Source organism: Pseudonocardia sp. Ae717_Ps2 (assembly GCF_001932475.1).
Lineage (GTDB): Bacteria > Actinomycetota > Actinomycetes > Mycobacteriales > Pseudonocardiaceae > Pseudonocardia.
On the sequence record NZ_MCIS01000001.1, the window covers coordinates 1719308 to 1735271 of the forward strand.

The window sequence follows — 15964 nt, forward strand, 5'->3', positions numbered from 1 at the left end:
GGCGTTCAGCCCAGGAAGTCCTCGACCACCGCGTCGAACGCGGCGGGGTTCTCCAGGAACACGAAGTGCGAGTTCGCCTCGTCGGTCCCGAACACGTGCAGCCGCGCACCCGGGACGCGCTCGGCGATCCAGCGCTGCGACTCCGGGCTCACGTGGCTGCCCTCGCAGCCGACGACCAGCGTCGGGACGTCGATCCGGGGCAGTACGTCGCGCCAGTCCTGGGCGCAGTGGTCGAACAGCAGCGGCACTCCGGCGTGGGCGGGTGTGTGGGTGATCTCCCGGGCGACCAGGGACCAGACGTCCTCGGCGGGGGTGCCGGAGAACATCGAGCGGACGAACGCCTCCCGCACCTTCGGGCCCTCCGGTCCGGCGAGGTTCGCGGCCAGGTCGAGCAGGCCGCCGACGTCGAAGATCGCCCCCGACCCGGCCTGCTCGTCCACCGACATCCACGGCACCGCCGCGACGGCCGCCGGCTGGTCGACCAGCACCAGCCTGCGGATCCGGCCGGTGCCGTGGGTGTCGATGTGGCTCCACAGCACCGAGGCGCCCATCGACCAGCCGAGCAGGTCGGCGCGGTCGAGCCCGAGGTGGTCGAGCAGCTCGACGAGGTCCTGCGCGAGCCGGGCGATGCGGTAGCCGTGGTGGGGCTTGTCGGAGACGCCGTGCCCGCGCTGGTCGTAGGTGACCACGCGGCGGCCGGAGCCGAGTCCGGTGAGCTGGTGGGTGAACATCGCCTGGGTCTGTCCCCAGCCGTGCAGCATCACCAGCGGGACGCCGTCGCCGCCGGAGTCGCGGAAGTCGAGCGTCACACCGTCGGCGGTGGTGAAGGTGGGCATCGGTGTCCTCCTCGGGTCCGCGGAGAGTCTGGGGCGCTGTGGCTCCGGTCACCACCTCCGCCGGACGAGTGATCAGGCCGTTCCGTGCTCCGACTGTCGAAGGTGAGCCCGGGCCTCGATGACGTCGAGCGCGGTGAGCCCCAGGTGCAGCGCCAGCCGGGTCGCGCCGTCGGAGACGTCGAGGCCGGTGAGCCGGGTGACCCGGTCGAGCCGGTAGTAGAGCGAGGTGCGGTGGATGTGCAGGCGGGCGGCCGCGGCCGGGCCGTTGCCCGCCTCGTCGAGGTAGGCGCGGACGGTCGCGACCAGCCGCCCGTCGGGGTCGGCGGCGCGGAGCCGGTGCACCTCGGCCGGGAGGGTCTCCTCGGTCAGGTGGTCCGGCGGGACCGCGAGCAGCGGGCCGAGCGCCCCGAGCTCCGACCACCGGGCCACCGGGGGCCGCAGGCCCAGCTCCGCGGCCGTGCAGGCGGTCCGGGCCTGCGCGACCGACCCGGCGAGCAGTTCCGGCGCGGCGACCGGCCCGCCGATCCCGGCGACACAGCGGAACCGGCCGTGGGCCAGCTCCGCGACCCGGTCGACGACCCGGTGCACCCGCCCGGGAAGGTCCCCGGCGCCCGCCGCCGGGGGGTCGGCGAGCAGCACCGCGGTGCTGCCGGTGACCGCGGTGAGCCACCCGCACGGGTCGTCGGGGCGGCGCCCGGACAGGGCCGTCCGCAGGGCGATCCGGGCGTGCTCCCTGTCCTCACCGGCCCCGGGGACCGCGACGACGGCGGCGACCGCGCCCGGCCGTGGGGCCCGGCCCGTCCCGGCGAGCGCGGCGGCGGCCCGGGACCGGGCCGCCGGGTCGTCGCCGACGAGGTCGAGCACCCGGCGGTCGTCCTCGTGGGCCGCGTCGGCGGTGCGCGCCAGGTCCAGCAGCGGCAACGCGAGCCGGTCGGCGACCTCGGTGATCCGTCCGAGCTCGCCGGTGGTGAGCGAGCCGTCGGCGTCCATCACCATGAGCAGCGCCAGCAGCCTGCCCTCCCAGCGCACCGGGACGCAGACCCGGGCGTGCATGCCCAGCTCCTCGCTGGCCGGGATGATCCCGGCGCGGGTCCAGGTCAGGACCCCCTGGGACAGCACGTAGCCGCGGATCCGCGGCTCGGCGCCGCGGTTGAGCACGGCCGCGACGCGGGTCTCGTCGGCGTCGCCGTAGTGCGCGCTGGCGTAGAGGACCTGCACGGCGGGGTCGTCGACGACGACCGACCGGGACAGCTCGTCGGCGAGCCGGTCGATCAGCGTCGTCGCCGCGTCGCCGAGCACGCCGCGATCCTACAGACGGAGCACTCGGCGGCGGGGGTGCTCGTCGGCGGTCGGTGTCCGCGCTCCCCGTCGCGGGCGCAGGGTGACGGGGGACGGCGAGGCGAGGAGGGTCCGGTGCGGGAGCTGGAGGGCCGGGTGGCCGTGGTGTTCGGCGCGGGGTCCGCGGGGCGGGGGCTGAGCAACGGGGAGGCGGCGGCGCTGGCCTACGCCGACGCCGGCGCGGTGGTCGCCGCGGTCGACCGCGACGCCGCGGAGGCGGCCCGGGTGGCCGCGGCGATCACCGGCGCGGGTGGCACGGCGCTGGCCGTGACCGCCGACGTCACCGACGACGGCGCCGTCGCCCGCGCCGTCGCCCGGATCGTCGACACCCTCGGTGTGCCGCACGTGCTGCACAACAACGTCGGTGCCGTGGTGCCCGGCGAGGTCACCGGGCTGGACCTCGCCGACTGGAACCGGGGGCTCGCGATCAACCTGACCAGCGCCTACCTGACCTGCCGGCACACGCTGCCGCACCTGCGCGCCGCCGGCCGCGGGGCGATCGTGAACGTGTCGTCGCTGGCCGCCATCCGCGACACCGGCTACGTCTACCCGGTCTACAGCGCGGCGAAGGCCGGCCTGGACCAGCTCACGGTGTCGCTGGCGCTGACGTACGCACGCGAGGGGATCCGCGCCAACGCGCTCCTTCCCGGGCTGATCGACACCCCGATGGTGCGCGAGCAGGTCGTCGACGACCCCGATGCGCTGGCCGCCCGGCACGAGGCCAGCCCGACCGGCCGCATGGGGTCGCCACACGACGTCGCGCAGGCCGCGGTGTTCCTCGCCTCCGACCGCGCCGCCTACGTCAACGGCGTCTGCCTGCCCGTGGACGGCGGGCTGTCCGCGCGGTCACGGTGAGATCCGGGATCAGGCCCCGGCGCCCGCGCCGACCGGCACCGGGCGCAGGGTCAGCGGCAGCAGGTCGCGGACCTCGGTGCGCAGGGTGTCCAGCGCGTGCGGGTCGTCGCCGGTGAGGAACCCCAGCAGGGCCTGCTGGAACACGCCGTCGACCATCCCGTAGGCGGCGTGCGGGCTGAGCGCGACCGTGGTGCCGGCGAGCTCGGCGTACCGGGTGACGACCCGCCACACCATGTCCTCCAGGGTGCGGTCGATCTGCCCGACGGCCTCGCGCAGGTTCGGCTCGAACATGCTCTGGGCGCGCAGGTCGTACCAGAGGCGGTGCATCGGGGCCTCGTCGACGATCGTCTGGCACAAGGTGTCCGCGAACGCGGTGACCAGGCCGTCCGCGGTCGTCGCGTCGGCGACGGCGCCGTCGTAGCGGGTCACGCACACCGCCTTGTACTGCCGCACGCAGTAGACGATCAGCTCCAGCTTGTCGGCGAAGTAGTAGTGCACGACGCCGTGGCTGTACGGGGAGTTCTGGGCGATCTCGCGCAGCGACGCCCGCGCGTAACCGAGCTCGCCGAGGGTCTGCAGGGCAGAGTCCGCCAGTGCGCGACGGCGCGCGTCGTGCTTGTCGACCGGGTTCGCCCGTGCCACGCGGCCCCCTCCCGTCGTCCGCCAGGGGGCCACTGTAACCGACCGGCGCGCCTCCGACGCCGGTGTTCTGGACGCCCGACCGACAATGTCTTGACAACTGGTCAGAGATCGCGGCAGCCTGTGGCCCACATCACCGATCGACACTGGAGTCGCCGTGACGCAGATCGACCTGACCGGACGCACCGTGCTCGTGACCGGGGGAGCACAGGGACTGGGCGAGGGGATGGCCCGCGCGCTGGCCGACTCCGGTGGCCGGGTCGTCGTCGCCGACCTGCAGGACGAGGCGGGCGGCACGCTCGCGAAGTCCCTCGGCGAGCAGCACGGGTTCGTGCACCTGGACGTCACCGACGACGCCTCCTGGACCAGCGCCGTCGCCGAGACGGTGGAGCGGTTCGGCGGACTCGACGTCGTCGTCAACAACGCGGGCGTCGAGGTCACCCAGCTGCTCGCCGACACCGAGCCCGACGACGTCCGCCGGATGCTCGAGGTCAACCTGCTCGGCACGATGCTCGGCATCAAGCACGCCTTCCGCGCCATGCGCCCGGGTGGCGCGGCCGGCCGCGGCGGGGCCGTGATCAACGTGGCCTCGGTGGCCGCGACCATCGCTTTCCCCGCCATCGGCGGCTACTCCGCGACCAAGTCCGGCGTCGACCGGCTCACCCGGGTCGCGGCGATGGAGTCGGGCAAGCTCGGCTACGGGGTGCGGGTCAACTGCGTGTACCCCGGGCTCGTCCCGACCGCGATGGGGCAGAAGCTCGCGGTCGAGACCGCCGGGCTCGGGCTGTTCGAGAGCCCGGAGGCCGCCGTCGGCGCGGTGGTCGAGCTGACCCCGTCGGGTCGGCTCGGCGAGGTCGCCGACATCGCCGACGTGGTCGCATTCCTGGCGTCGGACGCCGCCCGGTTCGTCAACGGTGCCGGCCTGCCGGTCGACGGCGGCATGGGCATGTGACCCGCCGGGGTCCTCGCCGCCCGGGAGCGCCGGGCCCGGGCGGCGAGGCCCCCGCGGAGTGCGTCGGGGCGCCGGTCCGGCGGAGGAGCGGACCGCACCCTGGACACCCGGTGTCGACGACGGCTACGGTGACGTTCCGGGCTCGTCGATCCGACGACCGGATCTGCTCGATGCCTCTCACGGGCGACACCCTCTCGGGGGCCGTCGCCGTTCGGCCGTCCGGTACAGCTCCGTGCTCCGACGGCACCACGGGTCGACCCTCCTCGTAGTGGGGGACCGACCCCACCTCCCCCTGGCGGACACATGACCGCGCCCACGCCATCCCGTCGTCTCCTCGCCGTCCCGGCGCCCGACACCGTCACCACCGACCCGCAGGTCCACGTCGGACCCGGCGGCGCCGCGACCGTCGTCATCGGCGTGTCCGGCGAGATCGACCTCGCGACCGGCCCCTCGGTCGAGGCGCGGGTGCTCGCCGCGGTGGACTCCGCGCCCGGTGGCCGGGTCGTCCTGGACCTGAACGCGGTGGGGTTCCTCGGGCTGCGTGGTGTGGCGATGCTGCGTGCGGCCGCGGACCGCGCCCGGGCCACGGGCGCCTCCCTGGTGGTGGTGCTGGACCCGGCCGCGCCGGCGGCACGCGCGCTGCGGCTGGTCCCGGGCCCCGGTCTCACCGTGGTCGCGGTCGATGTGCCGGTCGCCGACGCGTCCTGACCCCGGCGCGTGGGCGGCAGCGTTGTCGTCGCGCGGGCCGGCGGGCCGCGCGGTCATCGGGGCAGCGGTGGCGCGGCGGGCGCGTCGAACCAGGGCTCGTCCGGGATCGACGGGTCCGGGGTCTCGCGCAGCGCCGGGTCCGGGACGCCGTCGGTGGCCTGCGCCGGGCGGGTCGCGCCGAGGTAGTCGTCGCCGCGCCACCGGTACCAGGAGGTCTGCACCGGCATCCCGAACGTCGGCGCGCTCACCATCCGGTCCTGCCCGACGAACAGACCGACGTGCTGGACCTTGTCGACGGTGCCGTAGAAGACCAGGTCACCCGGGTGCAGCGCGGCCCCGGCGGGCACCTGCGGGCCGCGGCGGTACTGAGCGTGCGCGGTCCGCGGCAGGACGACACCGGCCTTGCCGTAGGCGAAGGCGGTCAGCCCGGAGCAGTCGAATCCGCGGTCGCCGTTCTCCGGCCCGTTGCCGCCCCAGACGAACGGCAGCCCCACCTGGCGCAGGGCGACCTCGACCGCGGTCGCCGCCCGCTGCTCGGGCGTCCCCGGCGGCCCGGCCGCGGCGACACCGCCGGTGACGAGCAGCAGGACCACGGCCAGGAGCGTCGTCGCGAACGGGGACCGGAGCGGCACGGTGTTCATCCCGGTCGGTTCCTCCCGGTCGCCCGCGGTCGGCGGGTGCGACGCGGTCACCGGGCGGTGACCTGCGTCGAACCTAGGGACGGGACCGGGGCGACCGGTAGCGGAAGCGATCGAGCGGGTGAACGGGGCGACCCGGTCGGTGCCGCCACGGGATGCGCCGTCTCGGGACGCGCGCTCGGGGCTGGCCGGAGGGGCGGGTCAGCCGCCGAGGCCGGGGATGCCCGGCATCTGCGGGAGCACCGGCGTCGAGGCGAACAGGTCGAGGTACATCCCGCCGGAGACCAGCAGGCCCAGGACGCCGAGCACGAGGCCGCCGAGTGCGACCGGCCGGACCCAGGCGCCCGCGGCGGGCCGGGCGGCCGGGCCGAGGACCAGGACGAGCCCGACGAGCACCGCGACCAGCGCGACGACACCGTTGACCAGGGCGGCGACGTCCCAGGGCGCGCCGTAGAAGGACTCGATGGTGTCGCCGGGGCTGCCGGTCGCGGCCTGGATCTGCCCGACGAGCGACTCGCGCTCGCGCAGCATGTCGCCGACCGAGGTGCCGGTGAGCGAGGCGAGGCCGAGCCCCGCGGCGACGACGGCGCCGGCTCCGGCGAGCCCACCACCGGAGGTCGTCCCGGAGGTCGTCGCCGAGGTCGTCCCGGTGGTCGCCTCGGAGGTGGGGGTGGCCGCCGCGGTGTCGGCCGGGGTGTCGGACCCGGTCGGCGCGGGCGTCGCCGCGGTGGACGAGTCGCCCGTGGCCGCGCCGGTGTCGGTCGTGTCGGTCGCCTCCGTGCTCCCGGCGGCGGTCGGTGCGCTCCCGGCCGGGGTCGCGGGGGCGTCGGTGGCGGGGGAGTCGGCTCCGGTGCCGCCGGTCGTGTCGGTCGTGCCGGTCGTGGTCGTCCGGTCCGTCGCGACGGAGCCGGACGCGTCGTCGGTCTCCGGGGTACCGGTCGCGGTGCCGCTGTCCGTGGACCTGCTCGTGTCGGAAGCCATGGGCCGCACCGTACGCGAGGTCATGATCGTCGTGGCGGCCCCCCACCTGGGCGGATGCGTCGTCGGTCCGTTCCGTCGGGACCGTCACCGGATGGGGGCGGTGACCGGTCGCTCCCCGTGTGGTCTAGGAACCGCCGTAGGGCGGCTCACCGGTCTCCGGGACGAGCACCGGGGTGTTCTCGTCGAGGGTCTCGCCGCGGAAGAACGGCCGCAGCCGCACCGCGCAGGCCAGCATCAGCGGCACACCGAGCGCGATCATGCCGACGCCGATCACGAACACCCCGCCGACCGGGCCGAAGGAGGTCTCGCCGTAGCCGGGGTCGAGCATGTCGATCGAGCTCTGCACGAACGCCCACACCATGACCACCCCGCCGAGCAGCGGCAGCAGGCCGCGCATCAGCAGGTCGCGTGGTGAGCGCAGCAGGGTGCGCCGGAAGTACCAGACGCAGGCGAAGGCGGTGATGCCGTAGTAGAACGCCACGGCCAGGCCGAGCGAGGCGACGGTGTCGAGCAGCGCGTCCGAGCTGACCAGGCCCAGCACGAGGTAGAAGACCACCGCGGACAGGCCCATGACGACGGTGGCGAACCCGGGCGTCGCGTAGCGGGGGTGGACGCTGCCGAAGCGAGGCGGGACCGCCCCGTAGACGGCCATCGCCAGCGCGCCGCGCGCGGTGGGCAGGATCGTGGTCTGGGTCGACGACGCCGCCGACACCGCGACGGTCAGCAGCAGCACCGCGGTGAGCGCCGTGCCGCCCATCGGCGCGCCGAGCAGGGTGAGCACGTCCTCGGAGTGCTCGGGGTTCGCCAGGCCGATCCCGGTCGCGCCGAACCCGGCGTAGGACTGCAGCGCGACGGCAACGACGACGTAGATCGCCAGCAGGATCACCGTGGCCAGCAGCGCGGCCCGGCCCGGGGTGCTCGTCGAGCCGCGGGTCTCCTCGCCGACGGCCAGACAGGCGTCCCAGCCCCAGTAGACGAAGATGCACAGGATCAGTGCCTGCGCCGCGGCCGAGCCGGAGATCCCGGTCGGGTCGAACCAGCTCCAGCTGGGCAGCACGGCCTGCGGGCCGGCGTCGCCGGAGTACACCAGCCACAGCGCACCGGCGGCCAGCACGGCGAGCACCACGATCTGGAAGACGATCAGCGCGTTCTGGAACCGCTCGGACAGCACGATCCCGCGGTGGCTGATCCAGGTCATGACCAGGATGAACAGCACCCCGACACCGACCTTGACCAGGGTGTTGTCCGCGGCGGCGTCGAACCCGAGCGCGCGCAGGGTGTAGACGGCGGCGATCTCGGCGACGTTGGCCAGCACGATGATCGCCGACACCGCGACGCCCCAGCCGCCCATCCAGCCGACCCACGGCCCGAAGGCCTTGGTGCCCCAGGTGAACGTGGTCCCGCAGTCGGGGACCGCGCGGTTCAGCTCGCGGTAGGCGACGGCGACGAACAGCATCGGCACGAACGCGACGAGGAACATCGCGGGCGCCTTCTCGCCGACGGCGAGGACGACGTAGCCGAGCGTCGCGGCCAGGCTGTAGGCGGGCGCGGTGGCGCCGAGCCCGATGACGGTGTTGCCCCACAGGCCCAGCGCTCCGGTCCGGAGCCCCTTCGGGCCGGCCTCCACGAGGGGAGGCGGTGCGGCGGCGGTCAACCGCCGATCTCGGCGGTGAGGATGGTGGGCACGGTCGTTCCCCGTCTCGTCTGCGCCCGCCCGGGTCGGCGGCGGCACACAGGATGCGGCACGGGCGCACCTGAACGGAAACGCCGGTGTCGTGTCTCACGCCCCGGACCGGCCACCGGACCGGTCACCGGGTGGGCCGGCCGATCCGCCGGGGGTTCAGCACTGCCGGTGCGGCGTGCCCCGGACGCTGAACCAGTAGGCGCCCGCCTCGGCGCCGGAGATCTCGGTGCGGACCTCGGCGGTGGCCGGGCGGCCGAAGCGGCGCCGGATCGCCTTGCGGGCCGTCTTCTCGATGCGGGCGGCGAGCCGCTCCGGCTCGGAGTGCCCGGCCATGGTCAGCACGGCGACGAAGGCGTACCGGGCCGGTCCGCGACGTGGCCAAGGCCCGGTGCCGTCGGCCAGGGACAGCTCGACGGTCATCGGACGCTTGCGGTGCGTGTGCAGGGCACGGGTCAGCTCGGCCTCCACGACGTCCGCCTCGACGCCCGCGGGCGCCTCGATGCGGACGATGGCCATGACGGCGCTCGCCGCGGACCCACCTGTCACCACGGTCACGGTCATGTGCTCCTTCCGGGTGCGCACCGCCCCCACGAAGGCGCGCATCACGGACATTCATGCCCTGTCCACCCGGTTGTAAACAAGGACTTGACCGAAAAAGGTGCGTCAGGATCACGAGAACTGCTCATGGCGCCACCCGAACGGATCAGTGCGGTGTAGTCCTGGTCACTGCTGGACGTGCGGCACGGGTCAGGCGTTCGAGGATCTCCAGGACGTGTTCGTAGTCGCGGCCGGTGGCCCGGCTCATGCCGAGCTCGCAGGTGCGGTTGCAGGAGGCGTGGGCGTCGGCGTCGACCCCGGCGAGCTCCCATGCCTGCCCGGCGGTGGCCGCCGCGGTCAGCTCCGGGTGCAGCATCCCGCGGTCCCCGGCGAAGCCGCAGCAGCTCCACGAGTCGGGGACGACGACGTCGTCGGCGACAGCCGCGGCCAGGCGTCGCAGCGGGTCGAGCAGGCCGAGCTGGGTGGCCGAGCAGGTCGGGTGCAGGACGAGCCGGGCCAGCCGGGCGGGCACGGTGAGCGCGGGCAGGATCCGTTCGGCGGTGAACGCGACGGCGTCGAGGACATGCAGGCCGCGGTAGCGTTCCGGCCCGGACGCGACCATCACCCGCAGGCCCTCGGTGCACGACGACGCGTCGGACACCACCGGGACCGCCCCGCCGCGGCTCGTCGTCCACAGCGCGGGGAGGACCCGCTCGGCCATCGCGGCGAACCCGTCGTGCAGCCCCTTGGACTTCCACGGCGTGCCGCAGCACAGCGACCCCAGGCCGGCGGGTGCGCTCGCCCGCAGCCCCGCCCGTCCGCAGAGGCGGGAGAACGCCTCGCCCGCGCCGGGGCCCGCCGAGCCGAACATGGCACCGGTGCAGGAGGAGAACAGGACGAGGTCGGCGTCGGTGGACACCAGACCGCCGGGGACCCGGCGCCCGCCGCCGCGGGGCAGGTCGGGGCTCCACTGCGGCACCTGCTCGGGGTCGGCGACCCGGCGCAGCGCCGCCGAGACGGGTGCGGCGCCGGGCACGGCCCGCGCGACCGTGAGGGCCAGCCCGGCGGCCCGGGTGGTGGCGCCCCAGTGCTTCGCGGCGAGGGTCCAGCCCGCGCCGGCGGGGCCGTGGTCGCGTTCGCCGCGCAGCCGTCGCACCAGGTCACCGGTGTTGATCAGGACGGGGCAGGCGGTGCCGCACATGCCGTCGACGGCGCAGGTGTCGACGCCGTCGTAGGCGTAGTCGGCCTCCAGCTCGGCGAGCAGGGCGTCGTCGCCCGCGGCCCGGGCGGCGGCCATCTCGCGGCGCAGCACGATCCGCTGCCGCGGGGTGGTGGTCAGGTCGCGGCTGGGACAGACCGGCTCGCAGAACCCGCACTCCACGCAGCGGTCCACCTCGGACTCGACGGCCGGGTTGGTCTTGAGACCTGCCAGGTGCGCGGTGGGGTCGTCGTCGAGGACGACGCCGGGGGAGAGGACCCGCTGCGGGTCGCACAGCCGTTTGATCTCCTGCATGACCTCGTAGAGCTCGTCGCCGTACTGGCGGCGGACGAACGGCGACATCATGCGGCCGGTGCCGTGCTCGGCCTTGAGCGTCCCGCCGTGGGCCAGCACGAGGTCGACCATGTCGTCGGTGAACCGGCCGAAGCGGTCCCGGCCGCCCGCCGTGCCGGAGTCGTCGAGGGTCTCGGTCAGCATGAAGTGGACGTTGCCGTCCTTGGCGTGCCCGAAGATCACGGCGTGGTCGTAGTCGTGCTCCGCGAACAGCGCGATCAGGCCCTCGCAGGTCGCGAGCAGGTCCGGGACGGGTACGGCGACGTCCTCCAGCAGCGCCGCGGTGCCCGGCGGGCGGGCGCCCGCGACCTTGGCGTAGAGCGCCTTGCGCAGCTTCCACAGACCGGCCTTCGCGACCGGGTCCGCCGACAGCTCCCGCGGGCCCCGCAGTGGCAGCCCGGAGATCAGGCCGGAGGCGTCCCCGGCGAGCTGGGTGACCTCGTCGGCGGTGTGCCCGCGGTACTCCACGAGGAACGCGGCGTGCTCGTCGACGGTCAGTGCGCGCAGCCGCGGGTCGGCGTCGGTGTCGCCCTGCCCGACCCGCAGCGACGTCGCGTCCAGCAGCTCGATCGTCGCGGCGCCGGAGTCCACCAGGCCGGGCAGGGCCCGGTTGGCGGCGGCGAGGTCGTCGAACACCAGCAGCCCGGTACGGGTGTGGGCGAGCACCGGCACGGTGCGCATGGTGATCGAGGCGAGGAACGCGAGCGTCCCCTCGGAGCCGACGAGCAGCCGGGCCAGGATCTGCACCGGGTCGTGGTGGTCGAGGAAGGAGTTCAGGCCGTAGCCCATGGTGTTCTTCAGCGCGAACTGGCGCTCGATCTCGGTGCGCAGCGCGGTGTCGCCGCGGAGCCGGTCGCGCAGCCGGGCCAGGCCCGCCCACAGCCGCGGCTCGCGGGCGCGCAGCTCGTCGTCGGCGCCGGGTGCGCCGGTGTCCAGGGTGGTGCCCGACGGCAGGACGAGCTCGACCGAGTCGAGCAGCGCGTAGCTGTTCGCGGCGGTGCCGCAGGCCATGCCGGAGGAGTTGTTCGCGACGACCCCGCCCAGGGTGCAGGCGACCTCGCTGGCCGGGTCCGGGCCGAGCATCCGGCCGTACCGGGCGAGCCGGGTGTTGACCGAGCGCACCGTCGCGCCGGGCCCGACGCGCACCCGCTCGCCGCCGTCCAGGATCTCGACGTCGCGGAAGTGCCGGCGGACGTCCACGAGGATCCCGTCGGTGACCCCCTGCCCGGACAGGCTCGTCCCGCCCGAGCGGAACGTCACCGGCACCCCGCCCGCCGCGCGGAACAGCGCGGCGACCTCGGCAGCGCTCGACACCGTCACCACCGCGGCCGGGGTACGGGCGAAGTGCGACGCGTCGTGCGCCATCCGGAGCCGGTCGATCGCCCGGGTGGCGACGGCGGCCGGCCGGACCGCGGCGGCGAGCCGGTCGTGCAGGGCGAGCAGGGCCGGGCGGCCTGCCGGGTCGGTGGGCGATGTCTCCGCGGGCGATCCGGTGAGGGTCACGGTGGTGCTCCTGGCGTGTGGTGGGACGCGCGTGCACCCACCCTGCACCAGGCTCAGCCCCGTGCCGAGGGGAAGTCGGGGGGACGCTTCTCGCGCAGCGCGGCGGCGCCCTCCACCACGTCGGGGCCCATGAAGGTCAGCATCTCGTAGGCGGCGGACTGCTCGAAGGCCGGTCCCGCGCTGCGCAGCCACGAGTTCAACGCCCGCTTGGTGAGCCGGATGGCCTGCTGGGAGCCGGTGCCCAGGGCGTGCGCGACCCGCAGCGCCTCGTCGAGGACCTGGTCGCGCGGCACCGCCTTCGCGACCATCCCCAGCCGCTCGGCCTCGGCGCCGGTGACCATCTCGCCGGTCAGCAGGTAGTAGCGGGCCTTCGCCATCCCGGCCAGCAGCGGCCAGATGATCGCGGCGTGGTCCCCGGCGGCGACGCCGAGCTTCACGTGGCCGTCGCCCAGCTTCGCGTCCTCGGCGGCGATCGCGATGTCGGCGAGCAGCGCGACGACCACCCCGGCGCCGACGGCGACGCCGTTGATCGCCGACACGACCGGCTTCTCGCAGTCGATGATGTTCCAGACCAGGTCGGACATCTCCCGGAGCATGTGGGAGACGCGTTCGTGGTCGCCGGCCATCCGCTCGACCATGCCGAGGTCGCCGCCCGCGGAGAACGCCTTCCCGGCCCCGGTGATCACCGCGACCCGGGTGGCGGCGTCGGCGGACACGTCCCGCCAGACCCGCGCGAGCTCGCCGTGCAGGACCTCGTCGGCGGCGTTGTACTTCGCCGGGTTGTCGATGGTGATGAGCAGGACGCCGTCGTCGCGGCGCTCGAACCGCAGCTGGGTGTAGGTGCTCGGATCGAGGGTCATGGGGGTCCTCCGGGGGCTGCGGGCAGAGCGTGTCGAGGGGTCGAGGGCGTGCGCGACCCCGGCCACGACGACGTCGCCCGCCCCGTGGCCACTCTGCACCGGCGGGCCCGAGCCCGTCGGGCCGCTCAGCGCACGACGCGCAGCGGGCCGGAGGGCCGGTCGAAGACGATCGGGAGAGTGTCCTCGCGCGGGTCCGGGGTCCGGGGGAGGACCTCGGTCGGGGGCTCGGCGTCCTCGGGCGGACGGCGCATCCGGGGGAGGACGCCGGTCGGCGGGTCGGGCTCCCCGGTCGGCTCCGCAGCGCGCTCCGCGGCGTCGGCGGCGCGGCAGTCGGCGAGCAGCTCCCGCACGTCGTCGGTCACCGCGTGCCCGTCGCCGAGCGCCCGCTCGGCGACCTCGAGCGTCGCGGCGAGCAGGCCGGCCGCGCCGCGCAGGTCGCCGGTGTCGGCACGCGCGATCGCCACCGCGGCGCGGGAGGCGATCGTGCAGGGATGGGTCTCACCGAGCACCCGTGTCCGCCGGGTGACCACGTCCTCGTGCCGGCGGACCGCCTCCTGGGCGTCGCCGGTCTCCCGGTGGGCCGCGGCCACGGCGTCGGCGGCCGCGAGTGAGGCCGGATGGTCCGGGCCGAGCAGTGCCTCGCGGGCGGCGAGGTTGCGGGTGGCGAGCTCCAGCCCGCCGGTGCGGTCGTAGCCGAGCAGCAGCGCGACGGCGAGGGTCCCCTCGGCGACGAGCGTGTCGGGGTCGTCCGGACCCAGGTCGCGACGGGCGGCGGTGAGGACCTGCTGGGCGCGACGGGTGGCGTCCAGCAGCGCGGGCATGTCGCCCCGACGTCCCGCGGTGCGCACGTCGGTCGCGGCGCTGTCGTGACGGGCGCGCAGGTCCTCGCGCAGGGGGACGGTCACCCTCCGCTCGGTCATGAACAACCCGACCCCCCCGTACTCCGCGAACGAGCCATGATCACTCGAACGGCCCACTCGCCAGTAACGGAGCGTACTCGTTATCGGGATCAACGCGCACCCCGGAGGGGTGTTCGAGGAAAAGACTCGTTCTTTCGTCACTGTGTGTGACAGCGAGCGCGCGGACCGTCCGTGGGGTCACTCGGCCGTGCGGTCGGCGATCCCGAACGGGTGCACGGTCGTCGCGGCACCTGGAGTGCGGTGTCCGTGGGCTCGACAATCGCGTGAACGCCGTGCGGAGAGGGGACCTCGTGTCGAGGCAGGGGGACGCCGACCACACCGATGGTGAGGTCGCGGACGACGCAGGGGCGGTGCGGCGTCCAGACACCGGCGCCGACCCCGTCGCCGGTGACCGAGTGGACCGGCCGGTGCGCCGGCTCTTCCGCCCGCCGCCTCCACGGCCCCCGCTGCGGCCGACGTCGCCCTTCCTGGGGGTGGCGCCGCTCGTCGCCCCGCCCGCGGACGAGCCCGGTCCTCCGGGCATCGAGGCGTTCGGGGCCGGCGTGACGCCGCCCCGTGCGGTGCCGGAGGCCGCCGCACCGTCCTCCGACGACCCCGCGACCGCGGGTCCGGTGCTCACCGCCGAGGTGCCCACCGCGACGGGCGCTGCGCCGGATTCCGGCACGTCCGACCGTGATCGGGAGAGCACCGCAGAAGCCGGCCCGGCCTCCGCTGCGCCCGCCTCCGTCGAAGCAACCTCTGCTGCGTCGACCCCGGCTGCGTCGACCCCTGCTGGGGCGACGGTTGCTGGGGCGACGGTTGCTGGGGCGGCGGCCGCTGCGTCGACGGCTGCCGCGGGACCGGGATCCACGGCGCCCGCTGCCGCTGCGCCGGGCATCGCCGGGCCGAACGTGCCCGGAGCGACGCCCGTCCCACCGCCCGACGGCGCCCGCTCGCTGCCACCGCCGACCGGCCCTCACCCGACCCTGCCCGGTGTCCCCGCGGTCGGGCCGCGCGCGACGCCCCGGCTCACGGCAGTGGTACTGGTCGGATCCCTGCTGGCGGCCGCCGGTGCGGCCGCGGGCGCGGTCGCGCTGGTGTCGGAGCAGAGCGACGGCGCAGGCTGGCCCGGCGCGACCGACCCGACGGCGGTGACCCGCCCGGACGGGGTGACCGCGGGTCTCCCCGGGGGGCCGGGACCCCTGGTCCCGATGCCCGGGGTCTCCTCCGGTGACGGGGCGCCTGACCGGGCCGCCTCGCCGGAGCGGTACCGGGCCGACCCGGATCCCGACCGCGCGTCCCGCCCGGACCCGGCCGCGGGCCCGGACGAGCGGCGGGCCGGTCCCGCGACACAGCTCCCGGCATCGAGCGCGGCACAGCGCCCGGCACCGGGCGGCGGCCGCGCACCGGCGGCACCCGTCGCTCCGCCGGCTCCGGGCGGACCGGCGGCGGGCGGCCGGGTGGCACCGGCTGCCCCGGCTCCGGGCGGAGCGGCGGCTCCGGGCGGGACCGGTCCGGCCGCTCCGGGCGCGCCCGCCGGGGGGACGACCCCGGGGGCACCCGGCACCCCACCCGGCGGCACGAGCCCGGCCGGGCCCGGCACGCCCGGCGCCGGCACGACCCCGTCGGGCTCCGGCGGCACTGGCACGGGACAGCCCTCCGGTACCGGAGCCGCACCGGCCCCGGCGCCCCCGGCGGGAGCCGGGCCCGCGTCGGGCCCGGGACCGGGAGCAGGGACGGGATCCGGCACGGGGACCGGGAACGGGGTCCCGGACGCGACCGGCCCCGGATCCGGCCCTGGCACCGGCGGCCCGTCGACCGGACACCCGCCGGCGGTCGGCAGCGCGGGTGGCGGTTCTCCGAGTGGCGGCACCGCGAGCGGCGGCACCGCGGGTGGTGGGGCCGCGGGTGGTGGGGCCGCACCGACGGCCCCGGCCGGCCCCGGGGCCTGACCCGCCCGGGACCGACGGACGTGGCGGCGG

Annotated in this window: 14 protein-coding genes; 4 read left to right on the forward strand and 10 right to left on the reverse strand. The window is 75.7% G+C overall.

The annotated features are described in order from the left end of the window. Positions 1 to 5: 5 nt before the first annotated feature. Positions 6 to 836: an alpha/beta fold hydrolase gene (locus Ae717Ps2_RS08275; RefSeq protein WP_075305611.1), complete on the reverse strand. Its 831-nt coding sequence runs from the start codon at positions 834 to 836 to the stop codon at positions 6 to 8. A gap of 72 nt (positions 837 to 908) precedes the next feature. Continuing rightward, positions 909 to 2135, reverse strand: a complete 1227-nt coding sequence (locus tag Ae717Ps2_RS08280; protein WP_075305612.1) for a CdaR family transcriptional regulator — start codon at positions 2133 to 2135, stop codon at positions 909 to 911. Positions 2136 to 2249: 114 nt separating this feature from the next. On the opposite strand from Ae717Ps2_RS08280, the gene Ae717Ps2_RS08285 reads away from it, so the two are divergent. Further along, positions 2250 to 3029: an SDR family NAD(P)-dependent oxidoreductase gene (locus tag Ae717Ps2_RS08285; protein WP_075334206.1), complete on the forward strand. Its 780-nt coding sequence runs from the start codon at positions 2250 to 2252 to the stop codon at positions 3027 to 3029. 9 nt (positions 3030 to 3038) lie between these two features. Here the strand turns inward: Ae717Ps2_RS08285 and Ae717Ps2_RS08290 are convergent, their stop codons facing one another. Further along, a complete protein-coding gene (locus tag Ae717Ps2_RS08290; RefSeq protein ID WP_083696111.1) occupies positions 3039 to 3671 on the reverse strand; it encodes a TetR/AcrR family transcriptional regulator in 633 nt (210 codons plus the stop codon). A gap of 154 nt (positions 3672 to 3825) precedes the next feature. Between Ae717Ps2_RS08290 and Ae717Ps2_RS08295 the strand changes: the two genes are divergently transcribed. After that, positions 3826 to 4620, forward strand: coding sequence for an SDR family NAD(P)-dependent oxidoreductase (locus tag Ae717Ps2_RS08295; protein ID WP_020627269.1), 795 nt, complete (start codon positions 3826 to 3828; stop codon positions 4618 to 4620). 303 nt (positions 4621 to 4923) lie between these two features. After that, positions 4924 to 5328 (forward strand): STAS domain-containing protein, encoded by a 405-nt coding sequence (locus tag Ae717Ps2_RS08300; RefSeq protein WP_075305614.1) that lies wholly within the window; start codon positions 4924 to 4926, stop codon positions 5326 to 5328. Between the two features lie 53 nt (positions 5329 to 5381). Here Ae717Ps2_RS08300 and Ae717Ps2_RS40275 read toward each other — a convergent pair whose 3' ends face one another. The 7 genes from Ae717Ps2_RS40275 to Ae717Ps2_RS08335 all read right to left on the reverse strand — a co-directional run bounded on the left by Ae717Ps2_RS40275 (position 5382) and on the right by Ae717Ps2_RS08335 (position 14003). Then, positions 5382 to 6020, reverse strand: a complete 639-nt coding sequence (locus Ae717Ps2_RS40275) for a C40 family peptidase (RefSeq protein ID WP_075305615.1) — start codon at positions 6018 to 6020, stop codon at positions 5382 to 5384. A gap of 147 nt (positions 6021 to 6167) precedes the next feature. Next, positions 6168 to 6947 carry a hypothetical protein gene (locus Ae717Ps2_RS08310; protein ID WP_139318673.1) on the reverse strand — a complete coding sequence of 260 codons (780 nt, stop codon included), beginning with the start codon at positions 6945 to 6947 and terminating at the stop codon, positions 6168 to 6170. A 124-nt stretch (positions 6948 to 7071) separates the two neighbouring features. Further along, positions 7072 to 8574, reverse strand: a complete 1503-nt coding sequence (locus Ae717Ps2_RS08315; protein WP_233147490.1) for an APC family permease — start codon at positions 8572 to 8574, stop codon at positions 7072 to 7074. Between the two features lie 213 nt (positions 8575 to 8787). Continuing rightward, on the reverse strand, positions 8788 to 9186 hold the full coding sequence (locus Ae717Ps2_RS08320) for a hypothetical protein (RefSeq protein WP_139318674.1): 399 nt from the start codon (positions 9184 to 9186) through the stop codon (positions 8788 to 8790). A 148-nt stretch (positions 9187 to 9334) separates the two neighbouring features. After that, positions 9335 to 12223 carry an FAD-binding and (Fe-S)-binding domain-containing protein gene (locus Ae717Ps2_RS08325; protein WP_233147491.1) on the reverse strand — a complete coding sequence of 963 codons (2889 nt, stop codon included), beginning with the start codon at positions 12221 to 12223 and terminating at the stop codon, positions 9335 to 9337. A 53-nt stretch (positions 12224 to 12276) separates the two neighbouring features. Beyond that, complete coding sequence (locus Ae717Ps2_RS08330) at positions 12277 to 13083, reverse strand: enoyl-CoA hydratase/isomerase family protein (protein ID WP_060712599.1); 807 nt, start codon at positions 13081 to 13083, stop codon at positions 12277 to 12279. Between the two features lie 125 nt (positions 13084 to 13208). Further along, positions 13209 to 14003: a tetratricopeptide repeat protein gene (locus Ae717Ps2_RS08335; protein WP_075333197.1), complete on the reverse strand. Its 795-nt coding sequence runs from the start codon at positions 14001 to 14003 to the stop codon at positions 13209 to 13211. A 290-nt stretch (positions 14004 to 14293) separates the two neighbouring features. On the opposite strand from Ae717Ps2_RS08335, the gene Ae717Ps2_RS37260 reads away from it, so the two are divergent. After that, positions 14294 to 15934, forward strand: coding sequence for a hypothetical protein (locus Ae717Ps2_RS37260; protein ID WP_158071476.1), 1641 nt, complete (start codon positions 14294 to 14296; stop codon positions 15932 to 15934). Positions 15935 to 15964: the final 30 nt, after the last annotated feature.